Raw genomic sequence first — 18510 nt, 5'->3', positions numbered from 1 at the left:
CCCCAGCGCCCCGGCGCGCTAGCCGAAGCGCACGACGATGCTGCTGTAACCGCCCCGCGGGTCGTACTGGGAGGTGATCTTTCCCCAGGGATACTCGTACGGCGGCGCGCCGAGGATCGACGCCAGCCAGGCGTCGTGGCTTGCCTTGCGCTCCGCCTCCTCCTTCTCGGACCAGTCGTTCCAGAACGCCTTCGACTCGGCGCCCACCTCGAACAGCTCGACCCACGCGATCTTGCCGCTGCAGAAGTGCAGCGTGATGCGGAAGGTCCGGAAGCCGATGCGCTGGCGCGACGTCCGGTATCCGCTCCACGGCTGCGCCTGGCTCAGGGCGTTGGCCATCCGCGCGAGCGGCGACGACAAGAACTGCGCTTCCGAGTACGAGGGCCCGATGCGAAGCCCGGATGTGAGCTCGATCTCGCCCGTCTGTCGATGGATCATCCAGCCCTCCGACCGCTCGGAACAGCATACACCACAGCTCGCGGACCGGCGCGGCTCAGCCGAGCCCCGCCGACGTCCGTGCGCGACAGTCACGCGCGGACCCGACTCCACCTCTCCGAAGGTGGGTGTTCGACGGAGATTCACCCCTGCCGATCGCTCGCACAGCTGCTCGGAGGACAACAGCCGCGGTCCCTCTCGCGCAGCGCGAGGGACGCCGCTGTCCTCCGGTGTCGACACGACACCCACGATGTCGCGGGTGACCGAGCAGACCCGAGCAGACCGAGCACCCACTTTCGCCATGGGCATAAGGAGGTGTCGCGCAATGCGGTTTTCCTGCTCGTGACAACCCGCAACACCGGTAATATCGGTCACGGATCGCGCCGGGCCCCACCCGAGGTCATCCGAGGTCTTCTTGCCGCGTTGCCCTTCCTGCCATCGCCGACTCGCAGTGCTCACCTCCTGCTCGACGGACGGAGCCACGGCGCCGTCCCGCCCGGCGCCGGTCGATCTCGACACCGAGACGCCGCCGTCCGTCGCGGGCTTCCGCGTCGGCTCGCCGCTCGCCGCGGGCGCCTTCTCGGTCCTCTGGGCCGCGACGCGGTCGGAGGACGGCGCTCCCGCCGTGCTGAAGATCAGCAGGGCCCACTCGCTGCTCGCGCGCGAGCGGTTCCGCAGCGAGGCGTGGGCGCTCGAGCAGCTCGGTCCCCCGGCCTCGCCTCGCCTGTTCCAGAACGGCGTGCTCGAGGACGGCCGCGCGTACATCGCGATGGAGCGGCTCCGCGGCGAGACGCTGGCGGCCCACCTCGAGGGCCTGCGCGCCGCGCCCGACCTGCGCTCCGCCCTCGACGTCGCGCTCGGCGTGCTGAGCTGCCTCCAGGTGGTGCACGAGCGCGGCCTGGTCCACCTGGATCTCGCGCCCGAGAACGTCTTCCTCGAGCCTGACGGCGGCGTGCGGCTCCTCGACTTCGGCCTCACGCAGCGCGAGCGCGGCGTCGTCTGCCACCCGGCCGACAGCGCGCTCACCACGCTGGGCGCCATGCTCGGGACGCCCGAGGTCGCGTCGCCCGAGCGGCTCCGGGGCGAGCCGCTCGACGCGCGCGCGGATCTCTACGCCTTCGGCGCGCTCCTCTTCGAGCTGCTCACGCTGCGCCCTCCGTTCGCGGGCGATCCCGCGAACGTCGCGCAGGGGCACCTCGGCCGGATCCCCCCCAGGCCGAGCGAGATCGCCCCGGTCCCGCCGTCCATCGAGGCCCTCGTCCTCGCCTGCCTCGCCAAGGAGCGCGCGCGCCGCCCGGCCGACGCCGCGGGCCTGCGGGCCGCGCTCGCGTCGGCGGGCGCCGAGGCGCTCGCCCTGACCGGCGGCGCCGCCGGCGCCGCGGCGACCGCGGGAGACGACGCCGTCACCGGCTCCACGGACCGGCACGACACGGTGGTGCTCGCCCTGGAGGCCCGCGGCGCCGAGGCCGAGGTCCGCGCCGCCGTGGCCCGCCACGACGGGCACCTCGCGCGGCAGCGCGGCTACCGCTTCGTCGCGATGTTCCCCGGCCCGAAAGAGGCGGCCGCGGAGCGCGCGCTCCTCGCGGGGCGGGAGATCGTCGCTTCGGTCGGCGCGCCCCTCGCGATCCACATCGCGCCGTTGAAGCTCCGCCGCGACGCCGAGGGCGCCCACGCCGCCGGCATCGCCGTGGAGCGGCCCGAGTCGTGGCTCCCCTCGTATACGTGGCGCGGCATCGCGCTCAGCGCCGAGCTCGTCACCGCCCATCCCGGGTTCGACGTCGCCGCGGCGAGCGAGGACGGCCGCTACTTCTTCGCCCCGGACGCGCCCCCGCCCTCGGGCCACCGCGACGCCGCGCGCGCCGCGCCGCCGCTCGTCGGGCGCGGCGACGCCCAGAGCGCCGCCGAGGAGAGCCGCGAGCGCGCGCTCGCGGGCCTCGGGCCCGGCCTCTGCGCGCTGATCGGCGAGCGCGGCGCCGGCAAGTCGCGCCTCGCCGAGGAGATCGCCGAGAGCAGCCGGCGCGCGCACCCCGGCGCGCTCGTGATCTCGCTGCGCGCCGAGACGGAGCTCGGCGCACGCCCCGGGGGCGGCTACGGCCGGACCGCGGCCGCCTTGCTCGCCGAGGTGCTCGGCGCGAGGGACGGCGCCCTCGCGGCGCCCGGCGACCCGCGCGCGTTCTGCGTCGAGCGGCTCGGAGAGCCGCTCGGCGGCGAGGTGTGGCCCGCCGTGGCCGCGATCCTCGGCTGGCCGGGCGGCTCCGCAGGCCGGCCGCCGCCGCGCCGCGGGAGCGTGATCCGGGCGCTCGCCGAGGGGCTCCGCCGGAGCGCGATGGATCGGCCCGTCATCGTGATCGTCGACGACGCGCACCTCGCCGACGGCGCCACGCTCGACGCGCTCGACCTCGCGACGCGGCGCGAGGCGTCGGTCTCGCTCTGGGTGCTGCTCGCCGGCGCCCCGGCGCGCTGCTCGCTGGCGCCGCGGCGCCACGCGCTGAGCGCCCGCGGCCACGCGCGCGATCACGTCGCGCTCCCGCCGCTCGACGACGCCGCGGGGCTCCTGCTCTGCGCGGAGCTCCTCCGGCCCGCGGAGCCTCCGCCGAGCGCGATGCTCCGGCGCATCTGCGCGTGGGCCGGCTACAACCCCCGCGCCCTCGTGGAGCTCACCCGGGCGATCAAGCGCGCGGGCCTCGTGCGGCTGCGGGCGAGATCGAGCGGCCACCAGCTCGCGACCGCCGAGCTGGAGAGGCTCCCGCCGTCGCCCGCGTGGCAGTGGTTCGCCGCGGGGCAGCTGGAGGCGCTCCCGCCGGAGCTCGCCGCGTGCGCGAGGCTCTGCGCGGTGCTCGGCTTCGAGCTCTCGGAGGACGTGGCGGCGAGCGTGCAACGCGCGCTCGAGCGCGAGGGCGAGCGCGAGGACGCGGCGGCGGCGAGCGTCGACCACGTCGATGTCCCGAGCGCCCTGCGCGCGCTCGTCGACGTACCGAGCGCGCTTCGCGCGCTCGTGGCGCGCGGGCTCCTCGTCCCCCGCGGCGCGCACGGCGCCGCGCACGGCGAGGGCACCCTCTGCGGCGGCGCCAGCTACGCCTTCCGGAGCGCGCTCTTGCAGGAGGCCATCTACGCGCTGCTCGCGGAGGACCAGCGCGCGGCGATGCACCGGCACGCGCTCGCCGTCTGGGAGCTCATGGCCGAGGCCCGGCCGAGGGCGCCGGATCTGCTCGAGCCGATCGCGCGGCACGCCGCGGCCGCCGGGGCGCGCGCGCGCGCGGCGCACGCGTACCTGCTCCTCGGCGATCTCCAGCGCGACCAGCACAACAACGCGGTGGCGGAGGGCCACTACGCGTCCGCGCTCCTCTGGGCCGACGGCGACGATCAGCGCCAGCGGTACCTCGCGCTCCTCGGCCGCGCGCGCGTGCGCTACCGCGTCCTGCGCACCGGCGAGGCGCTCGACGATCTCCGCTCCGCGGGGGCGCTGGCCCGGACGATGAAGGACCCGCGGATGATCGCGGAGGCGCTGCTCGAGGAGGCGACCGCGCTCGACTGGGCGGGCGCCTGGGAGGAGTCGGCGGCGCGCGTCGAGGAGGTGATCCCGCTGCTCGACGCCCGCGAGGGCCGCGCCGACGCCGCGCTCGCCGCGCGCTTCGAGGTCGCGGCCGGCCGCTCGGCCTTCCGCAAGGGCAACCTGGACGACGCCCTCGAGCGGCTCAAGCACGGCGTGGAGCGCGTCCGCGAGGCCGATCACGACACGTACGTGACCGGGCTCACGCTGCTGGCCTGCGTGCTCGCGCGGTCCGGCCAGCTCGAGGAGGCGGAGCGGCGCTTCGACGACGCCGTGCGCAGCTGCGAGGAGCGCGGCGACCGGGCCCACCTCTGCGCGGCGCTCGTCCGCCGCGCGGAGCTCTGGCCGGCGCTCGACGCCCCGGATCGCGCGATGGCGGACCTCCGGCGCGCGGTCCAGCTGGCCCGCGAGGAGGCGAGCGCCCTGGCGGAGCGCGACGCGACGATCAAGCTCGCGGAGCTGCTCTACCTCTGGGGGCACGAGGACGAGGCGCTGCCCCTGGTGCGGCAGGCGCGCTCGCTCGACGATCAGCTCAAGGACAGGCCGGCCTACAGGAGCGCGCTCCTGCTCGCGCGGATCCACGCGATGCGCGACGAGCACGCGGACGCGAGCCGGCAGCTCCGGTGGCTCAGGGCGCAGGGGGCGGTCGCGGATCTGCCGCCGTACGCCCAGGCCCTCCTCGGCGTCATGCAGCTCGCCGTGAAGGACCCGAGGTCCGGCATGGAGAGCACGCGCACGCGGGCGACGGCGCGCGAGGAGGGGGAGCCGCCCGGCGAGCTGGGCGGTGGCCTCAGCGCCGATCAGCGGGTCGAGCTCCTCTACTGGCGGGCGCGCGCCCTGCTCGACGCCGGCCGCCCCGAGGATCTGGCGCTGCTCCTCGCGCGCACCGCGCCGCTGCTCGCCCAGAGCCGGGCCTGGCGCCCGCGCTTCGCGAAGCTCCGGGCGGGCGACGGGCAGCTCGCGGGGTAGCGACGCCGGGGCGCGGGGCCTTCACCTCGGATCGACGCGGAACACCTCGCCGGTCAGCATGACGACGTAAAGCTCGCCCGCGGCGTCCTCGCCGAACGAGGCCGCGGGCAGGCGCGACTCGAGGTCCGCCGTGATCTCGACGTGATCCCGCACCCTCGATCCGTCCCACCGCAACGTCCAGAAGCGGTGCGTCCCGTAGTCGCCGTAAACGTACCTTCCCCGGAGGCACGGAATCGCCGAGCCGCGATAGACGTAGCCGCCCGTGATCGAGCCGCCCTCTCCGCTAGAGTGGCCGTGCTCCACGGCGGGCGCGACGCCGACGCGGGAGCACCCGGCGGCGACGCAGTGGTCGCCCTCCATCGCAGGCCATCCGTAGTTGCGCCGCCCGGTGCGCGCGGGCTCGATGTCGAGCTCTTCCCAGGCGTTCTGTCCCACGTCGGCGATGTAGAGATCCCCCGTGCTCCGGTCGAAGCTGATGCGCCATGGATTGCGCAGTCCGTAGTCCCAGACGAGCGGGTTCACGCCCGCGCCGGAGAGGTTGCCTGGCGGGCCGAGCCCGCTGTCCACGTCGATCCGCAGGATCTTGCCGAGCGGAGACGAGAGATCCTTCGCCGGAGAGGCCGAATACGGCGTGACGGCCGAATCGCCGACGGACGCGTAGAGGTAGCCGTCGGGGCCGAACGCGAGCGTGCCGCCCACGTGGTTCCAGCCGCCGTGCCTCGCGTCAAGGAGCGTCCGGACAGGCACGCTCCCCGCCGACGTGTCGGCGACATCGGGGTTCGAGGCCGAGCGGCGGAACTCGGCGATCGTGACGTTGCCCCTGGGCGCGGCGGTGTAGAAGAGCCAGAACCTGCCATTCTCCGCGTAGCCCGGGTGAAACGCCATCCCGAGCAGCCCGCCCTCCGCGGTCGGGCTGGGCGCGCACACGAGCGGGTTCGCGCTCGCCGGCGGCGAGGGCGGGCACGATGTCCCGCCGCGGAGCTCGAGGAACGGGGTGGACCGGAGGACACCGTCCTTGATCAGGCGGACGACGCCGTCCTTTTCGAGGACGAACATCCTCGATCGGTCGCCCGGCGGGCTCGCGAGGAAGACGGGCGTCGCCAGGCCGGCCGCGACCTGCGTGAGCTTCAGGCGCGGCACCCCGGCGCACGCGGAGCCGGAGCCGTCGCTGCCGGCGCCTGAGCCGACGCTGCCGGACCCGTCGCTGCCGGAGCCGTCACTGCCGCTGGTACCGCTGCCGGAGCTCGCGCTCGTGCTGCTGGCGCCAACGCTCGCGCCGCCTGCGGCGCCGCCCGCGCTGCCACCGCCGCTCCCTGCCTCGGGCGGCGGCCCGAGGCCCTCGATCCACGAGCGGACAGCCGCCAGGCCCGCCGCGTCGGCGGCGTCCGACGCGATCGGGGGCATCTGCGTCCTGGAGCCGCGGTGCTCCATCCGCCGCACGACGGCGCTCGACTCGGGATCTCCCGGCGTGATCCGGTAGAGCGCGCCGGGCTCCCAGAAGCTGGGTGTCACGCCCACGCCGGTCGTGTACGTATCGGTGCTCTCCACCGTGGTGTTCGCCGCGAGGAGGCGTGTCCGCAAGGTCGCGACGCCGGTGCTGTTGTGGCAATTGCCGCAGTTGGCATGGAGATAGCCGAGCGCGGCGGCCGCCCGGGCGTCTCCCGGCGGGCGCACCCCTCCCCGCCTCGGGACGGTGAGCCACCCGGCGTCGCTCAGGGACGCCATCGTCTCGCCCGGTCCATCGTGGCTCAGCTGCAGCGCGCTGAAGCCGAGGACGCGCTCCGGGAGCTTTCCGTGGCACTCCCAGCAGTCCGCGGTCCGCGGGATGTCGTGCGCGGTCCCGCGCGCGTCCTCGACGCCCGCCTCGACGAGGAACGCGTCGTTCCTCGCCGGATCCCACGCGTACGCGGCGAACAGCCAGTCGTCGATGCCCGGCCCGAACCGGTGGATGAACCGCGTCTCCACGGCCACGCCCTCCGCGCGGAACTCCTTCCAGAAGCGCGCGCCCACCGGCAGCGACCAGTGATCCATGTCGCTCGTGTCGACGGTGGAGCAGGGCGGCAGGTACACGAAGCGCCGCTTCGCCGCCCCGTCCGACCAGAGCTCGTAAGCAGGACGAAACTCGCGTGTGCGCGCTGCCCGCGATCGCGTCGTGATGTCGGCGTAGAGCCCGGTCTGGGAGAGCCGCGCGGGCGGCAGCGGATCGGGCGGCAGCGCGGCCCCGTCGGCGCACGGCTCATCGTCCGCCGCGCTCGACGCGCCGGTCGAGCTCGACGCGGCGGCGCTCGACGCGGCCGCGCAGGGAGCGCAGCGCGGCCCTCCGCAGTCGAGGCCCACCTCGAGGCCGTTCATCACCCCGTCCGAGCAGGTCACGTAACAGACGTCGAGCCTCGGGCGCTCCTGCGCGCTGCCGATCTCGCTGCTCCTCAGGTAGGTCGTGTGCGCGCGATCCTCGTCGAGCAGCACGCCGTCGTTCCGCGCCGTCCCGAGCGCCCACGACTGCACCAGCGCCGACACGTCCGTCGCGCGAGCGCCGACGCCGGCCTCGGCCGCGAGGGTCGCCGCGCTCTGGCCTTCAAAGCCGCTGTCCCCGATGCTCCACCAGGTGACGGTGCGCTCGTCCCACGGCACCGTGACGCGGTGTACGCTCACAGCGCTGCTCTCCACCGCGTACGTCTGATGGAAGACCAGCGAGGCAGAGAGGACCGTCGCGCCGACGGGCACGGGAGAGAGCCCGAAGTACACGACAGACCGGCGGCGGCCGGCGCCCGCGGCCCACCCCGTCGACAGGTTCGGAGATGCGGAGTCGTTCCACCCCGGAGCGTTTTGCCACAGTGTCGCGTCTCTCACCGTGCCGAGCGTTCCACGCTGGATGGTGACGCACACCGCACCATCGCTCGACAGCGCCGCCGAGGCCGCTCCGAGCGCCGCCGAATCCCCCTCTCCGACGCCGTGAATCGCGCCGGAGGGGCGCCCGGGCTCGCCCTCCGTCCCGGGCGCGGTGCTGCAGCCGATCGCCGCCGCTGCAGCGGCGCCGGCCAGGACGCCGCGCATCACGAGAAAAGGGACGCCCGTCATCGCCGCCAAGCGACGTGGGCGGCGGCGCGACGGCCCGAGTGGCCAGGGCGGCCCGAGCGAGAAGCATCGTTGTTCCATACAGCAATACCCTCCTTGCTGGGTCGCCCGGCCGGATGTTTCCCTCAGGTGAAGGCGTATGTGCGCGAGCCGCGCGGTGGCCGCACCGGATCCATGGACACACCTGGGCACCGATGGACGCCACGTTCGTCATCAACGAGCATGCCACTCCGCCGCGGGCGACGCGTCGCGTTATGCCCTGGAGGAAAGCGCGCTCGTCGCGCGAACTGCGAAGCGCATCACATTCCTAGGTGAGAACCGCATCACATCGGAGGCGCGATGGCGGAGCTCGCTCCGGGTGCCCTGCTTGTTCCGCGCTCGTCGCCCGCGCTCACGCTCTCACGAGAGCCGAGCAAGAAGCCGCGCCGCCAGCAGAACTAGTGGTTGGATCCTGCGCGAGGGCGGCGTAACATAACAGATTGTGTCATCCCCCGAACCCACGCAGAGCGCCTCGCTATTCCTCTGCATCACCTTCTTTCCGAGCGAGCGCCTGGCGACGGCGGTGCTGCGGCTGGTGTCCAGCTTCTGCGGCGCGGTGCTGGACGACGCGAATGTGAGCTCGCGGTTCTACATGGCCGCGCACGAGCTCGCCGAGAACATCACCAAATACTCCACCGGCCCTCGCGTCAGCCTCGAGCTCGCGCTGGAGGAGGACGAGACGTCGCACATCATGAAGATCCGCGCGCGCAACGAGGCGTCGCCGGAGCGGCTGCGAGAGGTCGAGAAGCGGCTGCTCGACCTGAAGACCGCGAGCGACCCGCTGAAGCACTACGACGACCTCATCACGGAGACAGCGATGGTCGAGGGCGTCTCCGGCCTCGGCCTCGCGCGCGTCCGCGCCGAGGGAGGGCTCGACGTCGACTACAAGATCGAGGGCAACGAGCTCACGATCATCGCGCACGCGCCGCTCGAGCGGTGGAGGATGAATGGACAGCCTAAGGGTTGATCGCATCACCACGGACAGCTTCGGCATCGAGCCGGCGCTGCTCGGCGATCGCCTGAGTATCAAGCTCACCGGGACGGGCGACATGGCGGCGGCCGCCCCGCTCGGCGCCTATTGCAAGGAAGTCCAGCACGAGGTCCGGCGCCTCTCGCTCGCAGCGGTAGAGTTCGACATACGCGCCCTGTACTTCCTGAACTCCAGCTGCCTGAAGGCGTTCATCGCCTTCATCTCCGGCGTCACCGGCCAGGGCCCCAGCTGCAAGATCCGGTTCGTCACGGACGCGAGGCTCGGGTGGCAGCGGCGGAGCCTGGCGGCCCTGGAGCGCATGTCCCCCGGCCTCGTCTCCATCCACGACAAGTGAACGGGGAGCGATAGATCATGGCGGCGAAGCGCCACACGATCGCCCTCCTGACCGACTATCTCTGCGGCGAGTACCAGTCCGAGGCGCGCTTCGGGGTCGAGCGCGCGGCCGAGGCGCACGACGTCAACCTCATCGTGGCCTTCGGCGAGACGCGCGCCCGCCAGGGCTACACGCTGGACGCCCGGGGCGGGATCTATTCGCTCATCGGCGCGACGACGGTCGATGGGGCGGTGATCATGTCGTCGGCGCTCACGAACCACGTCGGCCCCGACGGAGCGCACGAGTTCTGCCGATCGCTCGCGCCCTTGCCCGTGTGCAGCGTGGGGCTCGCGCTGGACGGCATCCCGAGCGTCATCGTCGACAACGCGGTCGGGGGGGAGGCGGCGGTCGCGCACGTGCTCGACGACCACGCGTGCAAGCGCGTCGCCTACATCAGCGGGCCGGCCAACAACGAGGAGGCGAAGCTGCGCGCCGTGGCGTACCGGAGGGCCCTCGAGGCGCGCGCGCTCCCCTATGACGAGCGCCTCTTCGTGTACGGCGACTTTCTGATCGACGGCGGCCGCCGCGCGATGCGCGAGCTGCTCGGGCGCAGGGTCCAGTTCGATGCCGTCGTCGCCGGCAACGACAACATGGCCCTCGGCGCGATGGACACGCTGAAGGCGCACGGCATCGACGTCCCTGGCGACGTCCTCGTGTGCGGGTTCGATGACGTCGCCGTCTCGCGCGTCACCAGGCCGTCGTTGACGACCGTCCGCCACCCGATCAAGGAGCTCGGGGCGCTCGCCGTCGAGACGGTCGTGCGCCAGCTCCGCGGCGAGCGCGTGCCGGAGTGCAGCCTCCTCCCCGTCGAGCTCACGCGGCGCGAGTCGTGCGGCTGCGGCTACTACGCTGCCCTCCCGCGCGCGACCGGGGCGCCTCCGCGCCGCGAGCCGCTCTCCATCGCCGCGCAGCGGGAGCCGCTGGAGCGCGCGCTCGCGCGGTGCGTGACCGTCCCGGCGGCGTCGCGTGAGGCCTGGCCCCGGGAGCTGCTCTCCGCGCTCGAGGAGGAGCTGAGCGGGCGGGAGGGCCGCTTCCTGACGGCGCTCCAGGACCTCCTCGACGCGGCGGGGCGCGAGGGCGTGGCCCTCGACCAGTTCCAGGGCGCGATCACGCTGCTCCGCTCGAGGATCGGCCGGGCGCCCGGCGGCGCCTCCGAGGACCGCCTCGAGCGGCTCTGGCACACGTGCCGCATCCTGATCAGCCACGCCTCCGTCCGCGCCGAGGGCGAGAAGCGGCTGTACCTGGAGCGCGCGTCGGTCAACCTCAGCTGGACGGGCATGTTCTTCTCGACCTGCCTCGGCATGCCCACGCTCCGGCGCACGCTCGCGGCGGAGCTGCCGAAGCTGGATCTCACGCACGTCGCCATATCGCTCTTCGACGATCCCCGGCGCGCCACCCTGCAGTCGCTCTTTCTGATGGAGAACAGCCGCGAGGTGGAGCCGCCGCCCGCGAGCTTCGCGTCCTCGCGCCTCGCGCCGCCCGGATTCCTGAGCTCGTCGGAGCGCTGGAGCGTCGTCGCGATGCCGCTCACGTTCGGCGAGACGGAGGACTACGGCGTCGCGCTCGTCAACAGCGGCGCGAACGAGATGGTCTACGACGCGGCGCGCCTCCAGATCGGCTCTGCGATGAAGGCGGTGTCGATGCACCGGGAGATCGTCCGGCACGTCGAGGTGCGCGAGCGGCTGGAGCAGGAGAGGGTCCACCAGGAGACCCTGGTCGCGAAGCACATCCAGACCACGCTCGTCCCGACGCACCTGCATGTGGAGGGGCTCGAGCTCTCCGCGATGATGCGGCCGGCCGCGGAGGTCGGCGGCGACTACTACGACGTGCTCCCCACCCGGGACGGCGGGTGGCTCGGGATCGGCGACGTCGCGGGGCACGGGCTCGTGGCGGGCCTCGTCATGTTGATGATCCAGAGCATGGTCGCGGCCATGACGCGCAGGGATCCGGGCGCCCGCCCGGGCGAGGTCGTCTCGGCGCTCAACCGGGCGATCTACGACAACATCCGCGACCGGCTGAAGCGCGACGAGCACGCGACCCTGCTGCTGCTGCGCTACGAGCGCGGCGGGCGGGTGACGTTCGCGGGCGCGCACGACGACATCATCGTGTGCCGCGCGAGGACGCGGAGGAGCGAGTGCATCCCGAGCTCCGGCGTCTGGGTCGGCGTCCTGCCGTCCATCGACGCGATGACCACGGACGCCGAGCTCTTCCTCGAGGACGGCGACCTGCTCGTGCTCTACAGCGACGGGGTGACGGAGGCGCGCAACGCGCACCGGGAGCAGTTCGGGCTCTCGCGGCTCTGCGCCACCGTCGAGGCCGCCCAGGACGCGCCGGTCGACGACATCCGCGACCGGATCCTGCGGGAGGTCGACGGCTGGTGCCCCAGCCCGGACGACGACATCACGATCGTCGTGGGCAGGTACCGCGCGCCGCGGTGATGGCGGCTCACCGGGCTCGTCAGCCGGTGACGCGGCCCTCGATGATCCCGCCGTCCGCGGTGATGGCGACGACCACTTCGCCGTCGACGAACAGCGACACGACCGGGCCGACCCAGGCGTCGTTCTCCCAGACGCACTCCCACACCCCCGCCATCGGCGGGATGCCGCCGCGCCGCACCCAGATGCGCCCCGCGCTGCCCGCCCAGGCGCGCCCCTCCGCGTCGATCGTCGCGGCCGACAGGGCGCGCCGCGGCTCGATGATCTCCGTGAAGACGCTCTGCCCGTAGCGCCAGACGACGCTGCCCTCCGCGCCGACGGCGATGCCCACGCCGAGATCGGGCCGCCCGGCGCACGCGACGAACGCCCGCGCCGGCGGCGCCGGGATGCGCTCCAGGTGCCAGTCGAGCGGCGCGTAGAGCGCGACCAGCCCCTCGCCCTTGGTCGACCGGCCGACGACCAGCCACCGCTCGTCCTCGACGCGCGCGACCGCGGCGAGCAGCGCGACGCCGTCGGCCGGCATCGGCCGCAGCCAGCGCTTGGCGATGAACGCGTGGAGGAGCGGCCGCGGATCGTTCGGCGTCGTCGAGACGAGGATGCCCATGTCCTCGAGGTCGCCGCTCAGCGCGACGTGGCTCTGCGGCTCTCCCGGCAGCTGGAAGACGCCCGTCACGCCGCCCGTCGTGTACACGGCGAGCGTCGAGGCGTCGCCGCCGATGAGCCACCGGCCGGGCCCGATCCGGTGCACGAAGCGCACGCCCTGCGGGCTCGGGAGGCCGCCGGACGACGCCTCGCTCCAGCTCGTCCCGTTCCAGAAGAGCAGCCCCCCCGTGGCCGCCGCGAGGCACCGGCCATAGCCGTCCCAGGCCACGCTCCGGATGACCGAATCGAGGCTCGGGTGGTGGAGCACGCTCCACGTCCAGCGCTCGACGACCGCCGACAGGCGCGGCGCGGGCTCCCGCGAGGCGCGCGGGGGCGCGCTGATGATCTCGGCCTCGATCGGACGGTCCTGGCTCGGGCGCTCGGCGGCCTTGGCGCTTCGCGGCGACAGCAGCGTCTGGCCGAGCTCCCCCTTGAGCTGCACCGGCGCGTTCATGTGCGTGGACGGGACGGTCATCGGACCGACCTCCTCCGCGGCGCGCACGCGCTGCTCCCCCGCGCTCGCAACGATCCGCTGCTCCAGCGCGGAGATCGGCGACGCGGGGCGGAGGTACGGCGAGAGCATCGCGGCCACGGCCACCGCCTCCTGGAGGCGCTCCTGCGCCTCGCCGGTGGACGCCCAGCGGAGGGCGAAGTCGATCGACTTGCACGCCTGGTCGTTGCCGCGCAGCGCCGGGTGGAGCCACCGCGTCTCGACGATGCTCCGGCGCGTGCGCGCCATGGCGGCCATGAGCGCCTGCGCCTGCGACTCCGCGATGATGTACTCCTCGCCCGTCAGCAGGAAGAAGATGACGGACGCGAGGTTGAAGATGTCGGTCCACGGGCCGATCGTGCTCGGATCGGCGGACAGCATCTCCGGCGGCGCGACCCCGGCGTTGCCGACGACGCCGGCCATGATCGTCTCGCGGATGCCGCGCGGCCGCGCCATGCCGAAGTCGCTGATCTTGAACAGCTCGTCGTCGCCGGAGCCGCAGCAGAGGATGCTCTCCGGCGTGAGCTGCCGGTGGACGACGCCGACGTCGTGCACCGCCGACAGCCCGCTCGCGATGCACTCGATGGCGCGCGTCGCGCGCGCCGGATCGAACGCGTGGCCCGTGGCCTGGATGGTCCCCTGCACCCGCTGCCGGAGCGTCACGCCCTGCACGCCGCCGTGCACGTACTCGATGGTGATCCAGGGGAGGTTGAGCGCCTTCGTGCCGCGGCGGACCTCGAACGTGCCGGTGTCGATGAGCCGGACCACGAAGGGGGTCGGAGGGACCTGCTCGTTGAGGCGGCCGAGGGACACCGCCTCTTTCTTCACGATGACGGCCGCCGACGGACCCATCTGCCTGAAGAGCGACGGCCGGAGGATCTTGACGACCACGGGCGTCTCGCCTTCGGGCGCGGTGCGGACCGCGTAGAACGAGACGAACATCGTCCCGGCCCCGGCGCGCGACACGATCCGGTAGCCGATGCTTGGCGAGAGGTCGCTGCCGATCGTGGCACCCTGCAGACCTCCGAGGGCCTCTTCATCGCTGGGTATTGTGAGCACGTGAACGACCATAGCGCACCCGGCGCGGCGTGGAACAACTTGCCGGGGGGGGAGCCACGCCGCCGCCTCGGGCATCGCCGGCGCGCCGCCGGAGCGGCTCGGCAAGCGGCCCGTCGGTCTGCTCGCGGCGGCGAGCGCGCGGGCGCCGAAGCGCGCGCCCCCTGTAAGCCGACCTGGGCGGCGCGCGTTGCACGGGCATGAAGAACCAGCGCTCCCTGTCCCGCGCGTACCTCGCCGGGCTCATGCTCTCCGTCACACCGCTGCTCGCCGCGTGCGCGGCGCAGGCGACGCCGGCCGTGGCCGCCGCCCCGGAGGTCAACACCATCACGGTCGTCGGCCGCGGCGACGTCAGCGCGAGGCCTGACATCGCCCGGGCCCAGATGGGCATCGAGGTGATGGCGCCGACGGTGCACGAGGCGACGAAGCTCGCCGCGGCGCGCATGACCGAGATCCTCGCCGCGCTCAAGAACGCCGGCCTGGCCGAGAAGGACATCCAGACCAGCAACTACTCCATCCAGCTCGTGCGGCAGCCCGACGTGCCGCCCTGGATGGCCACGGGCTACGCGCAGCCCGCCCCGGCGGTCGCGCCGGCGCCGGCGGCCCCGGCCGCGGCGCCCGCGGCTCCCGCGGGGCGCGGACCGAAGGCGCCTCAGCCGCCCGCGCCGAAGCCGCCGCCTGCCGACCTGGCGCCGGCAGCGCCGCCTCCGCCGTCGCACGTCTATCAGGTGAGCAACACCGTGATGGTCGTCATCCGCAACCTCGATCAGGTCGGGGCGGTGCTCGACGCCGCCGTGGCCGCCGGCGCGAACAACGTCTGGGGCGTCTCGTTCGGCCTCGACGAGACCGACCCGCTCGAGGCACGCGCGCGGGAGAAGGCGATCGCGGACGCGCGGGCTCGCGCCGAGGCGCTCGCCAGGCTCCAGGGCGTCTCGCTCGGCCGCGTCGTCTCGATCAGCGAGGTCGTCGAGCACGGCCCCATCTACGCCCCCCGCGCCGCGCTCGCCTCCGGCGGGTACTCCGCGGACATGGGGACGCCCGTGTCGTCCGGCGAGGTCCCCTTCGGCACGCAGGTGAAGGTCGTCTACGCGCTGGAGAGCGCGCCGGCGAGCCCGCGCAAGTGACGCCGCGGCGCGCGCGGAGGGGCCGCGGGCGCGCCTCCGCGGGCGGCGGCCGCCAGATTCCAGCTAGATCAACCTCGCGTCGCCCCAGCGGGTAAAGTCCCAGCATCCAGCACGGCCCCCGACCCGATCGGCCCCTGCACAGCGCCACCATGATCGCCCCGTCCCGCCCTCCCCTTCGCCGTGCCCCTGTCCTCGCGGCGCGCCCGCGCTGTTCCGCGGCGCTCGTCCGCTCGTTCGCGGCGGCAGCGCTCGTCACCTCGACCACGGGCTGCCTCGTGCTCGAGCCGCCGACGTACGAGCATCCCGAGCAGACCGCGCCGGTGCTCTCTGCGGTCTTCCCTCCTCCCCACCTCCCTATCCACATCGTCCCGGGGCGGGAGGGGATCCTGAATTTCAGCGTGACGGTTCTGTCCGAGGACAACGGCGACCCCGTGCAGATTGCCCAGTACATCGATTATGGGAGGCGCAGCCGCTTCGGGATGCCGTACCGGAGAGGGGAGGTGTCCCCGAAGTTCATCGCGGCCGGGACCATCGAAGGCGGACAGCGCGCCTTCACGATCGAATTGGACTTCGACAACTTCACGCTCCCGACAGACGGGGTGACGCCCGAGAAGGAGTGCCACACGCTCACCGTGACTGCGTCGCACGCCTTCACCGAGTGCCGTTGCCCGACGGACCCGGAGGACATGAGCTCGCTCACATGGCAGCTCATCCACTGCGACCCGAATGACCCGGCCTGCCCCGCGTCGTGCCCTGCGATGGATTGCAAGGCCACCCCCTGCCTCTTTTGCGATGATCCCTCACTCCAGGACGGTTGCGTGACCCCGCCCCCGGACCGCTGACGCCGCGAGGCCGCCGCGCTCCAGCGGCATTGGGCGCGCCCCCGGCGCCGCAGGGGCGTGGTACACGGGGTCGATGATCGCTCCTCCTGATGTCCAGCCCTCTCTCGCGCCGCGCGGCGGGATCGTGCGCCCTGCGCGCCGGCCGCCCGGGTGGATCGCCCCTGGGCCGCCGCCGGCGACGCCGGATCGCCCGGAGATCTGGCCCGGCCCCGGCGAGGACCTCTGCTATCTCTCGGGCGATTTCCGGATCCTGCAGCGGCTCGACGGGCACCGCTGGTCGGCCGACGACCTCGTGACCGCCTGGTTCGCGGCCGAGCGGGTCGCGAGCACGCCCCCGCGCCGCACGGTCGACCTCGGCTGCGGCATCGGCACGGTGCTCCTGTTCATCGCGTGGCGCTTCCCGGACGCGCGCTGCGCGGGCGTGGAGGCGCAGGAGGTGAGCGCCTCGATGGCGGGGCGCTCGGTCGCGTGGAACGGCGTCGACGCGCGCGGCGAGGTCCGGTGGGGGGACCTGCGCGATCCGGCGGTGCTCGACGGGCTCGCGCCTGCGGAGCTCGTGACGGGGACGCCGCCGTACCTGCCGGTCGGCACCGGCATCGAGTCCTATCGGGTCCAGTGCGGGCCGTGCCGCTTCGAGCACCGCGGCGGCGTGGAGGACTACTGCCTCGCGGCCGCGCGGCTGCTCGCTCCCGGCGCGCCGTTCGTGGCCTGCGCGGCGGCGTGGCAGCGGCCTCGCGTCGAGGCGGCGGCGGCGGCGGCCGGGCTCGCGCTCGAGGCGTGGCGCGACGTCATGCCCAAGGAGGGCAAGGCGGCCTTGTTCTCGGTCTATGCCCTGCGCCGCGCCGAGGCCGTGGTGTCGTGCCATGTCGAGCCGCCGCTCGTGTTGCGGGGCGGGAATGGGCGCTTCACCGAGGAGTTCGACGCGCTCCGCCGGACGATGGGAATGCCGGTATAGCCCGGGCTCCTGCGCGGGTGTGTCGGCGGGGGCTCACCGCCTTGTCGCGGAGCGCACGAATCTGCACTCCGCGACAGGACAGCCCTCGTTCCAGCGGCTCTGCCTCGTTCGCGGGCCGTCAGCTCGGCTGTGACACGAGCGGAAGGGTCATCGTCTGCGCGCGGACCAGCGGCCGTCCGTCGCGCGACAGGAGCGCATCCTTCGCTTGCTGGCCCTGTGCCGCGCGCGGTCGCGCCGGGCGCGCCGGCTTGTCTCCAGGCTCGGGCGCAGGCGCAGGCGCAGGCTCGGCGGACATGCACTCGACCGGGGCCTCCCATGCGTGTCGGGTCCCGCCGGCCTCGTTGGCCTGGAAGAACACGGCGCGGAGCGCCCTCCCCTCGACGTCCGTCTCCACGGCCATCATCCAGAACCACGGGCCATCCGGCTCGTTTTCCTGCCCCATGAACGAGAAGGCCATCTGTCGCGACTCCGAGCGGCGACCGTGCTCGCTGCGCGCGGCCTCGAGGTGCCGCTGCGAGGGTTTGTCGGCCGGACCGCGGTACACGCGCACGGCGACGCCCTCGATGTGCGGCATGAAGTACAGCCCGTCTCGATGGACGGACAGCCACGGATGTTTTCCGCTCTCTGCCAGCTTGCAGAGGGAATGACCGAACCGCTCGTGCGCCTTGCAGCCGATGCCCCAGCTTGTATCGCCCTCCTCGCGGTTCGCCTCGCTGAACGCCTTGTTGCGGACATCGACCGCCGTCTGCGCCAGGAGGACGAGCCGGCTCTGCTGGAGGACGGGGTTCAGCTCCCAGGGCAAGGACGCATCCATCGTGTCTGGCACGGTACGCGTGTTCACTGAAAAGTCAATCGGTACCGGCGCTTGCACATGCGCGAGGTGGCGCCGTGCGCGACGCGGCGCGGCTGGCGCAGCGGGTCCACCCGGCGCGCTCCACGCACGGCGCGCAGCGGCGCCGCTGCGCGCCGTGCGTGGAGCGCGCCGTGCTAGAGCGCGCTCCACGCACGGCGGCGTCGCGTGCGGGGAGGTGTCCTTGGGAGAGGCGATCGTCGGAGGGAACGCCGCGGAGCGGCCGCTGGTGGGCGTGGGCGTCATGCTGGTGCGCGACGGGCGCGTGCTGCTGGCGCGGCGCCGCGGGAGCCACGGCGACGGCAGCTACTCGTGGTGCGGCGGCCACCTGGAGCTCGGCGAGTCGTTCGAGGACTGCGCTATCCGCGAGGTGCGCGAGGAGAGCGGCCTTGTCGTCAAGAAGCTCTCCTTCCTGTGCCTCAGCAACATCCTCGCCTACGACAAGCACTATGTGGACATCCAGCTCCTCGCGGAGGAGTTCGACGGCGAGCCCGAGGAGCGCGAGCCCCACAAGATCGCCGGCTGGTGCTGGTACCCGCTCGACGCGCTGCCCAGCCCGCTGTTCCGCCCGGTCGAGCTGGCCATCGCGAGCTACCGCAGCGGCCGCCGCTACAATCCCTGATCCCGGCCTCATGCGCGCGCAGGACGCCGCCGCCCCGCGACGGTGCGTGGCCTCGTCTTGGA

The 18510-nt window shown here is 73.5% G+C and carries 12 protein-coding genes; 8 read left to right on the top strand and 4 right to left on the bottom strand.

Annotated features, from left to right (window positions below; translation table 11 throughout):
• Positions 1-18: 18 nt before the first annotated feature.
• Positions 19-438: a hypothetical protein gene (locus tag WMF46_RS12570; RefSeq protein WP_437985836.1), complete on the bottom strand. Its 420-nt coding sequence runs from the start codon at positions 436-438 to the stop codon at positions 19-21.
• A 448-nt stretch (positions 439-886) separates the two neighbouring features.
• Here WMF46_RS12570 and WMF46_RS12565 point away from each other — a divergent pair, with 448 nt between their 5' ends.
• Positions 887-4954 carry a serine/threonine-protein kinase gene (locus WMF46_RS12565; RefSeq protein ID WP_437985835.1) on the top strand — a complete coding sequence of 1356 codons (4068 nt, stop codon included), beginning with the start codon at positions 887-889 and terminating at the stop codon, positions 4952-4954.
• Between the two features lie 21 nt (positions 4955-4975).
• Here the strand turns inward: WMF46_RS12565 and WMF46_RS12560 are convergent, their stop codons facing one another.
• Positions 4976-8032 carry a PQQ-dependent sugar dehydrogenase gene (locus tag WMF46_RS12560; protein ID WP_437985834.1) on the bottom strand — a complete coding sequence of 1019 codons (3057 nt, stop codon included), beginning with the start codon at positions 8030-8032 and terminating at the stop codon, positions 4976-4978.
• 478 nt (positions 8033-8510) lie between these two features.
• Between WMF46_RS12560 and WMF46_RS12555 the strand changes: the two genes are divergently transcribed.
• The 3 genes from WMF46_RS12555 to WMF46_RS12545 are packed head-to-tail and all read left to right on the top strand — an operon-like array spanning position 8511 to position 11870.
• Positions 8511-9035: a hypothetical protein gene (locus tag WMF46_RS12555; RefSeq protein ID WP_437745763.1), complete on the top strand. Its 525-nt coding sequence runs from the start codon at positions 8511-8513 to the stop codon at positions 9033-9035.
• Positions 9016-9393: a hypothetical protein gene (locus tag WMF46_RS12550; RefSeq protein WP_012234954.1), complete on the top strand. Its 378-nt coding sequence runs from the start codon at positions 9016-9018 to the stop codon at positions 9391-9393. The genes WMF46_RS12555 and WMF46_RS12550 overlap by 20 nt, the downstream gene beginning before the upstream one ends.
• 17 nt (positions 9394-9410) lie before the next feature.
• Positions 9411-11870, top strand: a complete 2460-nt coding sequence (locus WMF46_RS12545; RefSeq protein WP_437985833.1) for a SpoIIE family protein phosphatase — start codon at positions 9411-9413, stop codon at positions 11868-11870.
• A gap of 19 nt (positions 11871-11889) precedes the next feature.
• Here the strand turns inward: WMF46_RS12545 and WMF46_RS12540 are convergent, their stop codons facing one another.
• On the bottom strand, positions 11890-14058 hold the full coding sequence (locus tag WMF46_RS12540) for a serine/threonine protein kinase (protein WP_437985832.1): 2169 nt from the start codon (positions 14056-14058) through the stop codon (positions 11890-11892).
• Between the two features lie 197 nt (positions 14059-14255).
• Between WMF46_RS12540 and WMF46_RS12535 the strand changes: the two genes are divergently transcribed.
• The 3 genes from WMF46_RS12535 to WMF46_RS12525 all read left to right on the top strand — a co-directional run bounded on the left by WMF46_RS12535 (position 14256) and on the right by WMF46_RS12525 (position 16976).
• Positions 14256-15179 (top strand): SIMPL domain-containing protein, encoded by a 924-nt coding sequence (locus WMF46_RS12535; protein WP_437985831.1) that lies wholly within the window; start codon positions 14256-14258, stop codon positions 15177-15179.
• 149 nt (positions 15180-15328) lie between these two features.
• Entirely contained in the window at positions 15329-16021 is a 693-nt protein-coding gene (locus tag WMF46_RS12530; protein WP_437985830.1) for a hypothetical protein, read from the top strand.
• A 73-nt stretch (positions 16022-16094) separates the two neighbouring features.
• Entirely contained in the window at positions 16095-16976 is an 882-nt protein-coding gene (locus tag WMF46_RS12525) for a tRNA1(Val) (adenine(37)-N6)-methyltransferase (RefSeq protein ID WP_437985829.1), read from the top strand.
• 118 nt (positions 16977-17094) lie between these two features.
• Here the strand turns inward: WMF46_RS12525 and WMF46_RS12520 are convergent, their stop codons facing one another.
• Entirely contained in the window at positions 17095-17817 is a 723-nt protein-coding gene (locus tag WMF46_RS12520; RefSeq protein WP_437985828.1) for a hypothetical protein, read from the bottom strand.
• A 193-nt stretch (positions 17818-18010) separates the two neighbouring features.
• Here WMF46_RS12520 and WMF46_RS12515 point away from each other — a divergent pair, with 193 nt between their 5' ends.
• The gene (locus WMF46_RS12515) at positions 18011-18448 is read left to right on the top strand and encodes a nucleotide triphosphate diphosphatase NUDT15 (RefSeq protein WP_437985827.1); all 438 of its coding nucleotides are present in this window, start codon (positions 18011-18013) and stop codon (positions 18446-18448) included.
• The last annotated feature ends 62 nt before the right edge of the window (positions 18449-18510 follow it).

The sequence above is a fragment of the Sorangium sp. So ce117 genome (assembly GCF_051524395.1).
GTDB classification, from domain to species: Bacteria; Myxococcota_A; Polyangia; order Polyangiales; family Polyangiaceae; genus Sorangium; species Sorangium cellulosum_B.
The sequence above is the reverse complement of the archived record's forward strand: the minus strand, read 5'-3'. Positions and strand labels throughout refer to the sequence as shown.

What these genes read in the sequence shown, in the direction of transcription:
- WMF46_RS12570 (WP_437985836.1), bottom strand. Translation starts at nt 438, where the DNA reads ATGATCCATCGACAGACGGGCGAGATCGAGCTCACATCCGGGCTTCGC.
- WMF46_RS12560 (WP_437985834.1), bottom strand. Translation starts at nt 8,032, where the DNA reads ATGACGGGCGTCCCTTTTCTCGTGATGCGCGGCGTCCTGGCCGGCGCC.
- WMF46_RS12550 (WP_012234954.1), top strand. Translation starts at nt 9,016, where the DNA reads ATGGACAGCCTAAGGGTTGATCGCATCACCACGGACAGCTTCGGCATC.
- WMF46_RS12545 (WP_437985833.1), top strand. Translation starts at nt 9,411, where the DNA reads ATGGCGGCGAAGCGCCACACGATCGCCCTCCTGACCGACTATCTCTGC.
- WMF46_RS12535 (WP_437985831.1), top strand. Translation starts at nt 14,256, where the DNA reads ATGAAGAACCAGCGCTCCCTGTCCCGCGCGTACCTCGCCGGGCTCATG.
- WMF46_RS12530 (WP_437985830.1), top strand. Translation starts at nt 15,329, where the DNA reads ATGATCGCCCCGTCCCGCCCTCCCCTTCGCCGTGCCCCTGTCCTCGCG.
- WMF46_RS12525 (WP_437985829.1), top strand. Translation starts at nt 16,095, where the DNA reads ATGATCGCTCCTCCTGATGTCCAGCCCTCTCTCGCGCCGCGCGGCGGG.